Annotated in this window: 18 protein-coding genes; 7 read left to right on the top strand and 11 right to left on the bottom strand. The window is 39.8% G+C overall.

The genetic code is table 11. The features are described 5' to 3' along the window. Positions 1–25: 25 nt before the first annotated feature. Positions 26–1,372 carry a sensor histidine kinase gene (locus tag VXM68_RS09820; RefSeq protein WP_294185695.1) on the bottom strand — a complete coding sequence of 449 codons (1,347 nt, stop codon included), beginning with the start codon at positions 1,370–1,372 and terminating at the stop codon, positions 26–28. 249 nt (positions 1,373–1,621) lie between these two features. Between VXM68_RS09820 and VXM68_RS09815 the strand changes: the two genes are divergently transcribed. Next, a complete protein-coding gene (locus VXM68_RS09815; RefSeq protein ID WP_293954145.1) occupies positions 1,622–2,155 on the top strand; it encodes a hypothetical protein in 534 nt (177 codons plus the stop codon). A gap of 13 nt (positions 2,156–2,168) precedes the next feature. Here VXM68_RS09815 and VXM68_RS09810 read toward each other — a convergent pair whose 3' ends face one another. Both VXM68_RS09810 and VXM68_RS09805 read right to left on the bottom strand, forming a co-directional pair. After that, on the bottom strand, positions 2,169–2,582 hold the full coding sequence (locus VXM68_RS09810; protein ID WP_367211144.1) for an NUDIX domain-containing protein: 414 nt from the start codon (positions 2,580–2,582) through the stop codon (positions 2,169–2,171). Positions 2,583–2,717: 135 nt separating this feature from the next. Then, positions 2,718–3,860 (bottom strand): aminotransferase class III-fold pyridoxal phosphate-dependent enzyme, encoded by a 1,143-nt coding sequence (locus VXM68_RS09805; RefSeq protein ID WP_294185693.1) that lies wholly within the window; start codon positions 3,858–3,860, stop codon positions 2,718–2,720. A 631-nt stretch (positions 3,861–4,491) separates the two neighbouring features. On the opposite strand from VXM68_RS09805, the gene VXM68_RS09800 reads away from it, so the two are divergent. Next, a complete protein-coding gene (locus tag VXM68_RS09800) occupies positions 4,492–5,490 on the top strand; it encodes a beta-ketoacyl-ACP synthase III (RefSeq protein ID WP_367211143.1) in 999 nt (332 codons plus the stop codon). A 142-nt stretch (positions 5,491–5,632) separates the two neighbouring features. Here VXM68_RS09800 and VXM68_RS09795 read toward each other — a convergent pair whose 3' ends face one another. From VXM68_RS09795 to VXM68_RS09780, 4 genes are all read right to left on the bottom strand, one after another. Beyond that, positions 5,633–7,909: a multicopper oxidase family protein gene (locus VXM68_RS09795; RefSeq protein WP_367211142.1), complete on the bottom strand. Its 2,277-nt coding sequence runs from the start codon at positions 7,907–7,909 to the stop codon at positions 5,633–5,635. Between the two features lie 92 nt (positions 7,910–8,001). Further along, entirely contained in the window at positions 8,002–8,898 is an 897-nt protein-coding gene (locus VXM68_RS09790) for a DUF3347 domain-containing protein (RefSeq protein ID WP_367211141.1), read from the bottom strand. Positions 8,899–9,060: 162 nt separating this feature from the next. Continuing rightward, complete coding sequence (locus VXM68_RS09785; protein WP_367211140.1) at positions 9,061–9,471, bottom strand: hypothetical protein; 411 nt, start codon at positions 9,469–9,471, stop codon at positions 9,061–9,063. A 147-nt stretch (positions 9,472–9,618) separates the two neighbouring features. Continuing rightward, positions 9,619–10,425, bottom strand: coding sequence for an alpha/beta hydrolase (locus VXM68_RS09780; protein ID WP_367211139.1), 807 nt, complete (start codon positions 10,423–10,425; stop codon positions 9,619–9,621). Between the two features lie 198 nt (positions 10,426–10,623). Between VXM68_RS09780 and VXM68_RS09775 the strand changes: the two genes are divergently transcribed. The 4 genes from VXM68_RS09775 (at position 10,624) to VXM68_RS09760 (ending at position 12,585) form a co-directional block, all read left to right on the top strand. Continuing rightward, complete coding sequence (locus VXM68_RS09775; RefSeq protein ID WP_367211138.1) at positions 10,624–11,055, top strand: SRPBCC domain-containing protein; 432 nt, start codon at positions 10,624–10,626, stop codon at positions 11,053–11,055. Between the two features lie 134 nt (positions 11,056–11,189). After that, positions 11,190–11,648 (top strand): MaoC family dehydratase, encoded by a 459-nt coding sequence (locus VXM68_RS09770; RefSeq protein WP_367211137.1) that lies wholly within the window; start codon positions 11,190–11,192, stop codon positions 11,646–11,648. Continuing rightward, positions 11,617–12,147 (top strand): GNAT family N-acetyltransferase, encoded by a 531-nt coding sequence (locus VXM68_RS09765; RefSeq protein ID WP_367211136.1) that lies wholly within the window; start codon positions 11,617–11,619, stop codon positions 12,145–12,147. Before VXM68_RS09770 ends, VXM68_RS09765 begins: the two co-directional genes overlap by 32 nt. 60 nt (positions 12,148–12,207) lie before the next feature. Further along, positions 12,208–12,585 (top strand): VOC family protein, encoded by a 378-nt coding sequence (locus VXM68_RS09760; RefSeq protein ID WP_293954127.1) that lies wholly within the window; start codon positions 12,208–12,210, stop codon positions 12,583–12,585. Positions 12,586–12,641: 56 nt separating this feature from the next. Here VXM68_RS09760 and cysM read toward each other — a convergent pair whose 3' ends face one another. From cysM to VXM68_RS09740, 4 genes are all read right to left on the bottom strand, one after another. After that, positions 12,642–13,514, bottom strand: a complete 873-nt coding sequence (gene cysM / locus VXM68_RS09755) for a cysteine synthase CysM (protein ID WP_294185687.1) — start codon at positions 13,512–13,514, stop codon at positions 12,642–12,644. 5 nt (positions 13,515–13,519) lie between these two features. Further along, positions 13,520–14,329: a serine O-acetyltransferase gene (locus VXM68_RS09750; protein ID WP_367211135.1), complete on the bottom strand. Its 810-nt coding sequence runs from the start codon at positions 14,327–14,329 to the stop codon at positions 13,520–13,522. A 122-nt stretch (positions 14,330–14,451) separates the two neighbouring features. After that, a complete protein-coding gene (locus tag VXM68_RS09745) occupies positions 14,452–14,835 on the bottom strand; it encodes a DUF3037 domain-containing protein (RefSeq protein WP_367211134.1) in 384 nt (127 codons plus the stop codon). Further along, positions 14,813–15,610, bottom strand: coding sequence for a HipA family kinase (locus VXM68_RS09740; RefSeq protein ID WP_367211133.1), 798 nt, complete (start codon positions 15,608–15,610; stop codon positions 14,813–14,815). The genes VXM68_RS09745 and VXM68_RS09740 overlap by 23 nt, the downstream gene beginning before the upstream one ends. A gap of 289 nt (positions 15,611–15,899) precedes the next feature. Between VXM68_RS09740 and VXM68_RS09735 the strand changes: the two genes are divergently transcribed. Continuing rightward, entirely contained in the window at positions 15,900–16,442 is a 543-nt protein-coding gene (locus tag VXM68_RS09735; protein ID WP_367211132.1) for a DUF1599 domain-containing protein, read from the top strand. Position 16,443 lies beyond the last annotated feature (1 nt).

Here is a 16,443-nt window from a genome sequence, read left to right as displayed (position 1 = left end):
CCAATTTCATTACTCATATAAGGTATTATGCGAGTGGTAATCGAACAATAAATTGTCCTCCCTCTATTCCGAACTGAAAACCAGACATTCTATAATAAGTATAGATCGATGATAAGTAATTGAGCCCGTACCCCTCGCCTTGCGACTCTGCCCCCTGCCGGGGCTGCCAGTTGTTGCTAATCTCCAGTAAGTTACTTTCAGGAATGTAGATCAACCGGATAGTAAGCGGACTATCTTTAGAAATACGAGTATGCTTTATCGCATTCTCAATAAGCATTTGCAAACCTAAACGGGGAATCCTTTTTTCTAGTAATTCGTTTGAAATTTGAATATCCATATCATTTAATGCCGCCCCAAAACGCACCTGCTGCAAGAAGAAATAAGCTTTACCCAATTCCAGTTCCTCTCGTAGCGTAGACCATTCCGCCTCGTCGGTACGCAGCATCTTCCGATAGACTTTAGTCATCTTGCCAATAAAAGACTTGGCCAGTTCATCGTCTTTTCCGATCAAGTACTGAAGTGAACCAAATGTATTAAATAAAAAATGTGGATTGATCTGTTGTCTCAATTGCACAAGACGCATCTGTGTATATTCATTTTCCTGTTCCAAAGCCAGCAATTTCAATTGTTGAATTTTACGCCGCTCCACAACATTGAAGTAGATTAATGCCATAGCCACCAGCATCAGCCCCACACCGAGCAAGATACTATAAGTCAACAATTCCTGGATTTCCTCTTCGATGCTCAACAACAGAACATACACCTTAATTTCACCACCAACAAAAAGAATGTTAGAAGGATATGAATTGACCATTACGTCAAGCTGAAGAAAATCAGACTGGACAATTTGACCTTGTTTTGAAAATGCTGCGGTATTTCTTCGTCCCCACCTCCTATTATCTGGAGAATATACACAGATACCGCGGTCGTCATAGATCTCAAAGTAAGCGCGCCTTCCAAAGTTGAGTTTTGAAAAATAAGAATTCAGCCGTTCGATATCCATGTAAATATGATACAGCCGATGATGTATTGTCCGGGTGCGTAACAAGGTTAGCATCCTGTTGCCCACATCTTCAACCTGACCCACAGGGATAATGACCAATAAGGAATCCCCAATTTCTTTTGGATCGAAAACGGGTTGTTCCAATATCTTTTTCTCAGAAAGGTACAGATCTTGTTGCAGCAATTCTAGCTGCTTCTTGACAAGCAACATATTCTCATCAGCAAAATCAATCAATATTCTTTTCTTAAGACGATCAACTTTATGATGGATAATACCGAGCAGTCCTCCCCCTACCAGCAGCAGCAACAACAAACAGACAATCAGGATAATACTATTTTTCTGCTCGCTATTTTTAAATCGAAATTTCACGGCTCAAAAATACGTGAAAAATTTTAAAGCGTATGCAAACTACCTCACAAGATAGACTTTAACGAAACCATGCATCAATTAATGCCGATCGATCCCAACGGCTCTTTAAAAAACAGGCCGCAGAGAATAGAAAGAACCACCAATTACGTTTAGAAAATTTAGTCGACCAAAATAGAGTTTTAATTAAAACATGCATTAAAATAACAAAGAGAATTATTATCTTAATACCGTAATTAATGATTTTACGCCATGAAACATACACTAATTATTTCATTTGCACTGCTATCAATCTGCTGTTGGTACAGTTTCAACAGTCCGAATGTTCAACGAAATCCTTTATATGGTAAGGTATTCAGGGAGATTAATGAAATTGCTGAATTAAAATCTTATACCTACACAACTGGCGCGCTTATTGAAACCGACAGCCGTGCACAGGGCGACTATCGTTTTGCTGCCGGCTATTTTACAAATGCCAAAAATGGCATCTGTATTCTAGAGGAAGTGTTACCCGATGAAAAAGCAGGTAAAGGTAAAGTCAAATACAAGATTTTGGATACCATCAATATCGAAAAACTGAAGTCCAACGAGCAGCTCAGCCTATGCAACTGCAAGCAAGGTGACAAGCCAAACAGTGAAATTATAGCCATTAGCCAAGTCGATGAAAGCAAAGAATATTTCGACAAAATCGTCAAGGCATGGCGTATGGATACCAAAAGCCAGAAAATTATTCCTTTAAAAGACACAAAAGGTGTAACCTGCCTCAATGAAGGCTACGGCATCTAGTAGCGACAGGTTTTTAAATCAATCCGTCAGCCTTCAACTTGTCAAACACATGCAAAACGCCAATGACCTGGATAGGCTCTTCCAGGTATTCTTGGTGTGAAAAATAACGAACCGCGCCAATCTCATTACTGGGTTCGATCTGCTCTGTTAATGGATACAGAAAACACTCCTGTTCCATGACCACCTCCGGAACAATCCCATATGCCGGGGCTGTAACATGGCAATAATAGGAAATTTTATCCGGGTCCAGATTAATATTTAGCTCCTCCAAAATCTCGCGACGAAGGGACTGCAGCACTTCCTCCCCCACATCGATCTTCCCACCTGGCAGATACCATGCCTTTCTATTGTTGCTATACGCTAATAATAATTTGCCCTCTTTAATACTTACTAAACCCGCTGTTGGCAAAGTTTTTATTGTTTTCATGAATTTTAATATAAGCTAGTATTGATCAAAACGATGAATTGAAATTAATTCTTTTATGACATTTATCAAAAGGCAACAGGTAATTTTAAGGATTCCCTTCTGAAATTTTTAAAAAATCAATCAATCAATGTATCGTTAGTAGGATGATTTAACTTTGTGTACAAGCTTCCGCACACTCTTCAAAAAAGTATCTGCGTCGTTCCGGGTAAAACACAACGGGGGCAACAAACGTAGCGTATACCGTCCGGCATACCCCGTAAAAACCTTTTCAGAAAACAGCAGTTCTTCCCGCAGTTGTTTAATGTCGTTTTCAAATTCTACGCCAATCATCAAGCCTCGGCCTCTCACCTCACTCACGCCAGCTATTGTCTTCAGCTCTGTTAACAAAAATTCACCCACTGCAGCCGCATTGCCGATCAATTGTTCGTTTTGGATAACATCCAATACTGCTAAAGCCGCCGCGCACACCACCTGACTGCCACCAAAAGTAGTCCCTAATTGTCCCATCACAGGCTTTATCTTTGGAGAAATAATCGTGGCTCCCATGGGAAGTCCATTGGCAATTCCTTTGGCAACAGTAATCAGATCGGCTTCTATCCCGGCATGCTGATGTGCAAAGAAAAGCCCTGTACGTCCATACCCACATTGAATTTCATCCAAAATAAGCAACGTACCCGTTGCTGTACAAATTGATCTCACTTCTTGCAAGAAATCAGGACTTGCCTCATGAATGCCCCCAACGCCTTGAATAGGTTCAATAATTACAGCGCAGTATTCTTCTGTTTCCAATTGTTTTTTCAAACTGGAGATCTCGTTGAAAGGTGTAAAGACAAATTGTTCACTTTCATTGAATGGTGCACGAATTGACGGGATATCCGTTGCCGAAACCGCAGCTGAAGTTCTCCCATGAAATGCATTGGACATCGCCAGTACTTTCCTCCTCCCCGTATGAAATGAAGCCAACTTAAGCGCATTTTCGTTTGCCTCCGCACCAGAATTACTAAAAAAGACAGCATAGGTCGGATAACCACAGGCGCTACCTAGACGTTCAGCCAGACGATCCTGAAGATCGTTTGTAACTGCATTTGAATAAAATCCGATCTTTTTCATCTGTTGTATAGTTTGCTCAACAACATGCGGATGGCTATGCCCAACAGAAATAACGGCATGACCGCCATAGAGATCTAAATAGGCCTGCTGCTGTTTATCGTAAACAAAAGAGCCAAGGGCTCGTTCGATCGCAATATCAACTTTCTCAAAAACGGGAAATGGTTTCATGAATGACTTAGAATTAGTAAAACTCAAAAATCAACTTAAATCTCCTTTCATTCCTAGTCCAAGATGGTTATTTATTCCTAGTCCAGCCGTTAAACACAATAAACGAAACAATTCATCTTAAATAGAATAGCTCGGCACCGATCATGCGCCATCTATCGAATGTACTTTAATCCAGCAGAACAATTGTATATTTGAGCAATTACCCGATACAATAGACTCATGCTTAGACCTTGGAATTTAACGGTGGATATTAACAGATCGCCTTTTTTCATTAAAGAAGGAATCACGATTCTTGCCGAACTGTTGGAATAGGCAAATCTTAAATTCAAACAATTCCACCGGGTCGTTCGACTAGACCATTTTCCAATTTGGACGGACGACATTAGATTAAAATTCTGAAAAAGCAAACATATTCAACATTTAATTTCGCTTCATTAAAACCATTTAGAAGATTAGTATATGCAATACGTAAAAAACAGTTAAAAGTGTTGGTAAAAGGTAATTATTTTGTCAAAAATCTTTTTTTTCACTTATCAATCGCATAAATTAACCGTAGTTTTACAGCTCAAAAAGCACAAAGCTATTGCAATTGAATAGCAATACAATAAGAGAGAATGGAGTACATTAATTTATGACGGAGAGAATACCCAGCAGGCCATATGCCGCAATAACCGGTATTGGCGGATATATTCCACCGAATAAGAGATCAAATACAGATTTAGAACAGTTTTGCGATACATCCGATGAATGGATTATCAAACGTACAGGTATTAAGGAGCGAAGAATTTTAGAAGAGAATCTTGCCACATCAGATATGGCTGTAAATGCTATAAAAGATCTGGCAGAACAATATCATAAAAACCTAAAAGATGTAGATGCGCTCATTGTAGCGACTTCTACACCTGATATGCCTATGCCGGCAACAGCAAATATCATTTTAGAAAAATTAGGGCTTACTAATGTCTGGGCATTTGATGTCAACGCAGCTTGCTCTGGATTTCTATATGCCTTAGATATGGCTGCTGCTTTGGTGGAGACAGGACGTTACAAAAACGTACTTGTTGTTGGCGCCGATAATATCAGTACCTATGTAGATTTAAAAGACCGTTCAACCAATATTCTTTTTGGGGATGGTGCTGGCGTGATATGGCTTGAACCATCTTTAGAAGGTGGAATTATGGATGCCTACCTATGTAGCAACGGAGCGGGAAAAGAATTTTTAAAAATTGAAGCCGGCGGTTCTTTGTATCCAATCGACAACAATCTTCCTGTAAACGACAACAGATTTCTGAAGCAAGATGGTAAAACTGTATTCAGGCATGCTGTACAGTCTATGAGTGATGCGTGTACTACGGTTTTGCAACGGAACAACCTACAGATTGAAGATATCAATTGGTTAATCCCACATCAGGCCAATCAACGCATCATTGATGCCGTTGGACGTAGTCTTAATATACCAGAAGACAGGGCGTTAAGTAATATCGAATACCTAGGAAATACCATTGCTGCAACAATTCCATTATGTATCTGGCAAAACATTAAAAAATTAAATACCGGTGATTTAGTCATGTTAACCGCCTTTGGTGCAGGTTTCTCTTGGGGAGCCAGCCTATTTAAATGGATGATTTAAGTATTAAAACTTTTGTCGTCATAAAATTCACACTATGATTAAATGCCAGAAATTGATAATTTCTGGCATTTTTTTATTTTCTAGTAAAAGTCAGCCGTTCTACTTCCACACTAGCGATTTCGCCTATGCTGATCTACCCCCCTTAATAATTTAATGACAAGCCCACACCAAAACGCATGTCACTATCATAATGCGTTCTAAAAGCCATATTTTTGGTGATGACATAGTTTAATCCCATCATATATTCTCGATCTGAATTGACCATAAAATCACCACGGATCCTTCTGGAGATCGGAATATCTTCTCGCATCAGCTGCAATCTGACAATGCCATCGTGATACACCTCCGCCTGAAAGTTGACCAACATGGGTAGAGTATACATAAAACCTAGACTCAAAGCTTTGCGACTATCTTTTTTATTGGCTTGTCCAAAAATATTTTTCTCATGTTTATCCTCCCCCATACGGCGATAACGATAATCAAAACCTACAAATGGCATAAACCATTGCATCTTCCCAAAGTATCTTCCTAGGTGGGTTTCCACCTCATAGCCATGCATATCGTTGTACCCTAATCGCCATTCGGAACCGAGCTGCCAACGCGCATTCTGAAACATGGCCTGACCGTCATTTCCATTGGACGCAAAATCATTTTGCGCCATAAAATGGGTCATATTACTTTCCATTTGCAATTCCTTGTAGGCTTTGGCTTTGTCTGGAAGATTGGGGTTTTTATAATCATCCACAGCAAACACGCGATTCATCCCAGCCATCATGTGATACAGGATGTGGCAATGAAAAAACCAATCACCTTCTTTATTTGCTAAGAATTCGATCGTATCCGTCTCCATTGGCATGATATCCACCACATTTTTCAATGGTGCTTTTGATCCTTTTCCATTCAACAGTCTAAAGTCAAAGCCATGTAGATGTATGGGATGACGCATCATCGAATTGTTATAAATGGTAATACGCAATACCTCTCCCTTTTTTACAGGTATCTTATCCGTTTCAGAGAGAATTTTATTGTCCATGCTCCATACATAACGACTCATATTTCCCGTAAGCGTAAATTTAAGATCTCGTATCGTCGCTTCTTTAGGCAGTTCGGTCGCTTGAGGAGACTCCAACATCGCATAGTTTAGCGTGACAATATTTCCCAATGAATTGGCATTATAACGATTAGGATCTTCTTCCATCTTCATTTGTCCATGATCCATACCACTATGTTTGCTGTGATCTTCGTTTTTCCTTCCATCACCTGTAATTTCGGGATACATCACCACATTCATATCCATTTGATTCAGACTCATCTTCATGCCCATGTCATTGAGATCGCCATTCATCTTCATCATGTCGTTCATCATCTTCATTCCTTCAAAATATTTAAGACGGGGAAGTGGGGAAATCAACTGTTTGATGCCATTACCGATAAAATAGCTTGTAGATTGTGTTCGATCTTCTGTTGTTGCCATGAATTCATAAGCTGTACCTTCATTTGGGATTGTTACAATGACATCATAAGTCTCCGATACGGCAATCATTAATCGATCAACCTCCACCGGTAACACATCATTCCCATCATTGGCAACAACAGTAATTTTACCACCTGCGTAGCGCAGCCAAAAATAAGACGAAGCACCACCATTGGAAACTCGTAAACGCACTTTATCTCCTGCTTTTAAAGCTTTACCATTCACCGACTTTAAATCTGTGGAATGAGCTCCGTTCATCAAGACCTTATCATAATAAACATCACTGACATCCATCGCAAGCTGACGTTTCCATTCATTCGTGACTTTCGTCTTAAACTTTCCTTCTTGAATAGCTTCAACGTAAGATTGTGTTGAACCTTTTTTTATCGCGGCCCAATCGTTTGCTGTATGCAGCATCCGCTGAATATTGTCTGGATTGTAATTTGTCCATTCACTTAATATGACGGGAATCGTGGGTAAATCATCAATTCCTTTCCGGAAAGTCTTATCGTCTGCACGCTTTTTGAGAATAAGACTACCATACATACCGATCTGTTCCTGCAGGCCGGAATGCGAATGATACCAATGTGTACCGTGCTGGATTATCGGAAAGCGATAGGTGTGAGTTGAATTTGGTTTTATCGGCTCCTGCGTCAAATGCGGTACGCCGTCTTCTTTGTTCGGCAAAAATATACCATGCCAGTGTAGCGAGGTACTCTCTTTTAACTCATTGTGAACAACAATCTCCGCTGTATCTCCTTCTGTAAAAGTCAGGGTAGGCATCGGAATCTGTCCGTTTACAGCGATTGCCCGTTTTGGTTTGCCGGCATAATTGACAATTGTATCCCGTACATAAAGGTCATGCCGAACCACTTTCTGGGCTAGCACCGTCAGTTGTGCCATCAATAGTAGAACAACGGTGAATATATTACACTTTTTACTCATCTTAATTCACTTACTTAATTAGTATTCCGTTACACATAGGTCCTACCCTATACTGGTGGATCGACCTCGAAAAATATTTGATAGGCGGGCGATTAGTTTAATGTTTCTACAGTACTTCCACAACTGATCATTTGCGCCCCATAGAAAGGATTTTTTATCGTGTTCTCCTTACTGAGCCATTGTGCACCCTTTCCATTATCATACATAGGACAATGCTGATAATAAATAGGTCCATCCAATTTACTCACCTTCAGAAGTTCATGCAAAGCGTTTGAAAGAGAAGCAAAAGTCATGCGTTGCTTAGCCACATCTTTAGTTTGGGCGATGCTGGATGCATCAGCTGCTAAGCTACTCATCACTTTCATCCAAACCGTATGTTCGGCAGGAGTAAGTTTATTCATATCGACGGCTTTGATCGCTTCTTTCAACGCGGTGGCTTTGACTGCAGCCCCCTGTGCATCGGTCTTCACCAAAGCATCTTTTAGACCCAAATAATAGTTTGTCAACTGGCCAAACGCTGTATTCTCTTTTCCAGGTTCCGTTATCTTCGAAGGGTGAACATGGGAAGCATTAGCTGCTGTTTGGACACCCTGATTATGCTTATTATGATCGACCTGCTGTTCAGATCGATTTTTTGACACTGGTTTTAGCACGCGTTCATATTGCTCAGCTTTCGCCAATTCCGCATAGACATCATCTGGAGCCAGGAACCTTTCATTATCGAAGCCTGCCAATGCTATACGCTTTAGAACCTCGTCAGCACTTGTTTTTGAAGGATCATAAGTAATAAATGCTAATTTAGATGTCGGATCCCAGTCAACGATCGCAGTATGTCCATCGCTGCCAACTTTTTCAATCATCTTTTTAACAGCGGTAGTTTTTCCAAAGACCTTTACTGTCGCTGTCTTTGCATTTTTTATCTGTCCATATGTATATTGAGTGGATAGTAATACCGAGATTACCAAACCAAGTAATGAAATTAATCTCATGATTATGATGTATTGTATATAAATGAATACTAATGAAAATCACATACAGCAATTAATGCATATATTCATTGAATCCGATAGATCCAAAGGAATTTTCATAAGCTAAAAAAATCGGGCTTGGACAGAAAACCTATCCAAAAAGACATAGCATGGGCTATCAATCTATTGTTGAGCGAGCTGAGGGGGCTGCCAAATGGAAAAATATATATCTGTACAAAAAGGTTGCTTATAGCGCGCATAGGAGCTTGAAGCATCGGTATACGCCGTTAAAATCTGCGGAGCTTCGATAACTGATACAATAAAACTATATTGAAAGGAGACACGGCAAGACTTTTCTCCACAGCGCTTACTGCAGTCATCTACCTGATAGTCTGAAGCTGCCGACTCGGCTCGATTATCTTTACAACAATCTACGGTTGCTGTGTCTCTTGTCTTTTGCGTCTCATCCAGACAACATGATTTCTCTTGCTGACTGTTTTTTTCGGACGACGCATGGCAGGCAAATAACCTATTTGGAACAAAAAAAAGCCCCACAATACAGATTATAAATACGATACCGCGATTTGTCCACATAACGGATTGAAATTTGCGAAGTAACTATATACGTTATTTCGGAAGTAAATGTCGGTAGAATTTTTGAATGACCAATTGTACTATTTTATTTTTTGTTTATGATATTTCAATAAGGTGTATTTTGACACGCTATTTAAATACATAAAACTACCTCTCAATTCGTCTAATCCAGTTAAGCATCAGCAGACAGGCAGGTGCATATACACCGCCATGGTCAAAGCCCTGCAGCTGATAGAGTGAGGTTTTTGTATGTCCAACCTGCTTCAATATTGCTGCCAAATGTGCATTTTCCTCAAACCGTGCAGCCATTTCCAATTGCTGATCGCCCGTGATCAGGAGGATGGGCGGCGCATCTTTACGTACAAATGAGAGTGGTGCGAACTGATCAATCTGAGGGATCACCATCGATTGTCCACGTTCCTTCTTTATTGTATAATGTGTATTGGTCTGTCCACTAATCGGCGCCAGACCTTTTATACGATTTGCATCAACACCAAATTTTTCAAGATATTGCTTATCTAAGCCTACCATTAGAGCCAAATACCCACCCGCCGAATGGCCCGAAACATAAATTTTTGAGGGATCTCCACCATAATTGGCAATATGTGAAAATGTCCATGCTACAGCTTCTGCAGCATCTTCAATATAGTCAGGGGCCTTTGCTTTAGGACTCAATCGATAATTGGCCGCTATAACCGCAACACCTTTCTCTTTAAGTTCAAGTGGAATAAATTTATTCCCCTCTTCTAGTCCACCCCCATGAAACCAAACAATGGTAGCAAAATTTTTACGATCTGTCGGGATATAAATATCCAATTTACAACGTTCTTTCTTATAAGAATCTGGCTCGTTAGGTTTGCAATACGCAACATCAGGTGTCGTCTTATAGTGCTGCGCAAAAATCAAACTTGGCGATAACAGGAAAAAAGAAATAATAAGGAATTTGAAGGACATATAAATCGTATTTAAGTCTTATATCCCTTAAAGGTAACAAACTTTAAGAGAAACTATTTAATTGCGCAAAAATAAGTTTCCATTTTGCACTTTTTATTATATCTTAATAATTATCTGGAGACAGGTATAACAAAACACAAATTTACCTGTTATAAACGTAAAAAACATGTATTAACATAGAAAACAAAGTCACATTATATGGAACGGATAAAAATTGAAACCGCTATCAACGTGCCCGTAGAAACGGTCTGGAATGCATATAACTCGGCAGAAGATATCATGCAATGGAACCATGCCTCAGATGATTGGCACTGCACAAGTTCAATCAATGACTTACGCATTGGCGGAAAGTTCAAAAATAGAATGGAAGCAAAAAATGGATCGATGGGGTTTGATTTTGAAGGCAGCTATACCGCACTGGAGCCTTTTAAAAAAATAGCCTATGTCATGCCTGATGGACGTCAGGTTGAAGTCAACTTCAATGCTAAAAAATCTGTAACTGAAATCAATATCATTTTTGATGCTGAATCTGAAAATTCAATTGATATGCAGCGTAATGGTTGGAAGACCATACTAGAAAATTTCAGATCTTACGTAGAAAACACGTATGCAAATACACAAAACGCATAACTCCATCACCTTTTAAATAAAGGATAGCTTTAGGATTCTTAAAAGTATAGTTATATTTAGCCACAAATTCGTCTTCCCTTCACCTTACATAGTGGAACCGACAAAAACAAAAAAACGCGATAAAAAGATTACATATGACAATAATTAACAATTATGAAGAGTACAAAGCCTTTGAAGGAAAATCATTAGGCGAATCCCAATGGCATATTATTGATCAAAAACAAATTAATCAATTTGCGGATGCAACACTCGACCATCAATGGATTCATTTAGATAGTGAAAAAGCAAAAACTGATAGCCCTTTTAAATCAACTATCGCTCATGGATATCTAACATTGTCTCTTATTCCCTATTTATGGAAACAAATTGCTGAAGTAAGAAATGTCAAGATGGAAATCAATTATGGGATCGAAAACCTACGTTTTGCACAGCCCGTTTTGGTTGACAATGCAGTGCAGCTACATACACTGGTAAAGTCTGTCGTCAATTTAAGAGGGGTTATCAAAGTAACCATAGAAGCTACATTGAAAATCAAAGACAGTGCAAAACCCGCTTACGTAGGTGAAGTCATCTTTTTATATCATTTCAATTGATCCCTGCTTTAAATCGAAAGAAATTAGCGAATCCCTATCAATGCAAAATGGCTTTCAAATAAAGCATATTACAAATCATAAGGAATACCCTTATGATTTGTTGCTTTTAGCAGACGAAACGGTAGATGCAATCGATAAATATCTTTATGACTCCCTCGTGCATGTTGTATATGATGGAAAAACGCCTATCGCTGTTTTCTGTTTATATCCAGCCGATTCAGAAACATTGGAAATTAAAAACATCGCCGTATCCCCAGCGTTCCAAGGCAGGGGACTCGGAAGTCAATTGCTTGATTTTATTAAGGCCAATTACCAAGAATATGCTAACCTGATCGTAGGTACCGCAGATTGCGGATTAGCACAAATTCGGTTCTATGAACGAAATGGATTTGTTAAATACGGAATTCGTAAAGACTTTTTTATCAAAAATTATGAGCAGCCCATATATGAAAATGGCCAGTTATTAAAAGATATGATTATGTTGAGGTACGGTAAATAACTATCTTTGAAAGAAGTAACTAACAGAATTTAATCAACGAGACTTTATTTATATATACAGATGAAACTGACCGCCATTCACCCCAAACTACCCATGCGCGATAAATCCATTACAAAGGATTTTTACGTACATAAACTTGGTTTTTCATTGATCGGGAACGTCGATTACGAGGGTTATCTCATGCTAAAAAAAGACCATATTGAAATCCATTTTTTCGAATTTAAAGAACTTTCACCAGAAGAAAACTATGGTATGGTGTACGTCCGTACAGACGACATTGACCGCTTGTATCAATCTTTTCAGGCAAACAACGTAGCTATACACCCCAATGGAAAACTTGATACCAAGCCTTGGGGTCAGCGTGAGTTTTCAATTTTGGACCCCGACAGCAACCTCATAACCTTTGGGCATGACGCTGAATTCCAAAAAGCCCACTAAGATTTGGTTAAAATTGCCCTAATTTCCTAGTGGGCCGTGATTTTTTCATGTAATTTTTAACCAAAAAGATCCGAGCTCAGATAACGGTCACCGCGGTCGCAGGCAATAAATACAATGACACCCGCTTCAATTTCATTTGCAATTTTCAGTGCTCCGGCTAAAGCTCCCCCCGTACTCATCCCTGCAAAAACACCTTCGCGCTTAACAAGCTCCCGAGCGAGCTCAGTTGCCTCCTGTTGGGATATATCAAGAACACGATCTACTCTGCCCGGATCAAAAATCTTCGGTAAGTAGGCCTCCGGCCAACGCCGTATACCTGGTATGGACGACTCAGGAGTGGGTTGGCAACCTACAATCTGAATGGCTGCATTTTTTTCTTTCAGGTAGATGGAGTTACCCATAATTGTCCCCGTGGTACCCATGGCGCTTACAAAATGCGTAATCTTACCATCTGTGTCACGCCAGATTTCAGGCCCTGTGGTCTTGATATGTGCTTTGTAATTATCTGGATTCGCAAATTGATTCAATATAAAATAGCCCTCTTTTTCCGCCTTTTCTTCCGCATAATCACGGCATATTTCCATCGATTCCAACAGGGTAACTTTCGCTCCATAAGCCTCCATCGTAAGCGTTCGCTCGCGGGTAGAAGAAGACGGCATCACAAGTTCTAGGCTCAACCCATATATACCTGCAATCATAGCCAGTGCGATTCCTGTGTTGCCACTTGTTGCCTCAATTAATTTGCTATCCTGCGTGATATCGCCACGTTCTATCGCTGAACGGATCATATTGAGCGCCGCACGATCTTTAACTGAACCAGCTGGATTGTTACCCTCCATTTTCGCGAAAATCTTCACCTTCGGGTTGGTATGGAATTGCGTAATCTCAACTAATGGCGTATTTCCAATCGTATCTATGATATTTCCCATGGTATTTAACTTATTGGTTTTGAATCTATAAACTTTGATGTAGCTTGATGATATACCGTGGTATAGGGCTCTACAGAACTTGTGAGCCACACATTACCGCCAATCACCGAATGATGTCCAATCTGTGTTTCGCCGCCAAGAATGGTAGCACCGGAATAGATAATCACATGATCACCTATAGTCGGATGGCGTTTTACATTGGAAAAAACCTTATCCACACTCAGTGCGCCTAAGGTTACCCCCTGATAAAGCTTTACATAATTACCAATAGTACAAGTCTCACCAACGACCAGTCCGGTTCCGTGATCAATATGCAAATGATGGCCTATCGTTGCTCCAGGATGGATATCTATTCCAGTTTTGGAATGAGCATGCTCCGTCAATATACGTGGTATCAAAGGAACACCCAAGCGATGCAGTTCATTGGCGATCCGGAAAATACAGATTGCAAAAAAACCAGGATAAGTACGCACGACTTCTCTCTTGTTCTGCGCTGCAGGATCCCCATCCATCAACGCATCGGCATCCCAGCACATCAATTCATAAAGTTGTGGAATCCGTTCAAAAAATTTATGCGCTACGTCCGAATGATTGCAGCTTTGACAAGCTTTGGATTTGCTCAAGAGCTGCTCGAGCTCCAATTCAAATTGCTCAAAAGCGAGCTTCACGTCATCGACAGATTTCATATTGCCTGAATTTCGTTCAGGAAAGAGCACATCCAAGATTCGGATAGCCCATCCACAGATCTTCTTATTAGAAGGCATCTCTAAAACAGCCAATTGCTGCTCATAGATATGTTGATAAAAATCATGCATCTTCACTAATTTATTGAAACAAATATACTATACAATATTTATAGATTAAGCCTTATATTAAAAAACTTAACGGCTTTGACCATCACTTTAAATCCGCTCGCTAATGGAATACATGCTTTGACCTAAAGAACCAAACGCTCAAACAACGCTCTCAATGTTACTTCTGGATCTTCACACAAGCCAGGATGGGAAGCCGAACATTGGACCAAGGTACTTCGCTTCGCTGTCAACCAACGAAAACGCTCGGTGATATCCAGCTCAGCAAGTTTGCCGGCACCTCTTTCCCCATGACAGATTCGCTGGAAAGAAGACAGATGATTTTCAATCATTTCCAAATCGATATCCGGACAAAGCGACCGCGCTTTCTGTTCATTGACAAAATAAATCATTTTCGCATAACGGTACTTGCGACAATACAGAGCTACACCGACGTTAATAAATTCCTCACGCTCCACCCGTGGTATCAAACGTACCACAGCGTACTCATATAAGGTCTTTTCTGGCATCTTCAATTTGCTTTACAAAAATGGATGAATTGGCTACACGGCGTTTCAAGAAAGAAACATATACTTCTCGCGCATCCGCCGCCGAAAGTTCACGTTCGGAATCTTCCAGCCACTCATCCGGTACCACGGCTAATATATCACGAAATACCGTCTCCGTAAAAAGTGAACGATATTCCACATCGATCTCTCCCACCCTACTGGCATTTTTTAACAGTACGTGATCCTTGATCTGAACAAATGGCTTTAACGACTGTTCCTCCCAGTTATCCCAGCTGTGATGGAAATATAAAGCAGCACCATGATCTATTAACCAAAGTTCTTTGTGCCATATCAGCATATTTGTGTTCCGAACAGTTCGGTCAACATTCATTAAGAGTGAATCTAACCAAACAATCTTAGACGCTTCTTCCGCGGCAATAACGTCAACATTTGCATCGAATGTAATGGCTCCGCTCAGAAAATGTAAACCGAGGTTTTTACCCACACTGAATTTAAGTAGATCCTGAATTTCTTCATCAGGCTCTGTCCGACCAAAAGACTCGTCCAAATCAGCAAACACAATTTCGGGGACGCGCAATTTTAACAGTCTTGCCAGCTCTCCGCCAATTAACTCGGCAATGAGGGCCTTCCGCCCTTGCCCCGCACCACTAAATTTTATGACATAACTGAAGCCATCATCGGCATCGACCAGTGCCGGTAAAGACCCCCCCTCCCGAAATGGCTGTACATATCGGATGATCTTTACTTCCCTAATAACAGGTTGTTGAAAATCCATGAATTTATATTTTTTATGAACTAAAGTTGGCAAACTAATCCACTCTATTAAAACCTATATCAATTAAACATTTTAGAAAATAGAAAACAAAAATCTACACCATGTATTTGAGCATTGCCAAGTGCTTTACCCTGCGAACTTTATATTGTGGTAATATCCAAAATTATTATCTATATTTTAGCAACAAAGCATAAATTGTACATTCATTTGACCGTCGGAAGTACTATTTTCTAATTATATTTGTAGTGTAATCACAACTTGTCTCATCAAGTCTTCTTCAATCAACGATATGGATACCATTCAGGAATATAACAATGTGATCAAACATTGTCAGGATTTATTTATAAAAAAAACAAAAGATTATGGAACAGCTTGGCGAATTATGCGCCTATCTTCCATTACAGATCAGATTTATATCAAAGCTCAGCGTATACGTACGCTAGAAATCAAAAAAGTTTCCAAAGTAGGCGAGGGAATTACTGACGAATACATTGGTATCATAAATTATTGTGTTATGGCCATGATTCAAATTGATTTGGGAGAAGACGGCGAGGAAAATTTGGATCCTACCTTTGTAAAGCAAAAATATACCGAAAAGGTCAGTGAAACGAGAGATCTTATGCTCGCTAAAAATCATGACTACGGTGAGGCTTGGCGCGATTTGCGAGTATCATCCATGACTGATCTGATCTTAATGAAAATACACCGAGTGAAACAAATCGAAGATAATGATGGACAAACGCTTGTTTCTGAAGGTATACATGCCAATTATCAGGATATGCTCAATTACGCAGTTTTTGCATTGATTAAATTAGGGATAACACAACAATAAC

Origin of the sequence: Sphingobacterium sp. R2 (assembly GCF_040760075.1) — a bacterium.
GTDB lineage: Bacteria > Bacteroidota > Bacteroidia > Sphingobacteriales > Sphingobacteriaceae > Sphingobacterium.
Note: the sequence above shows the minus strand (reverse complement) of the source record. Positions and strands in the feature narration are given on the sequence as shown.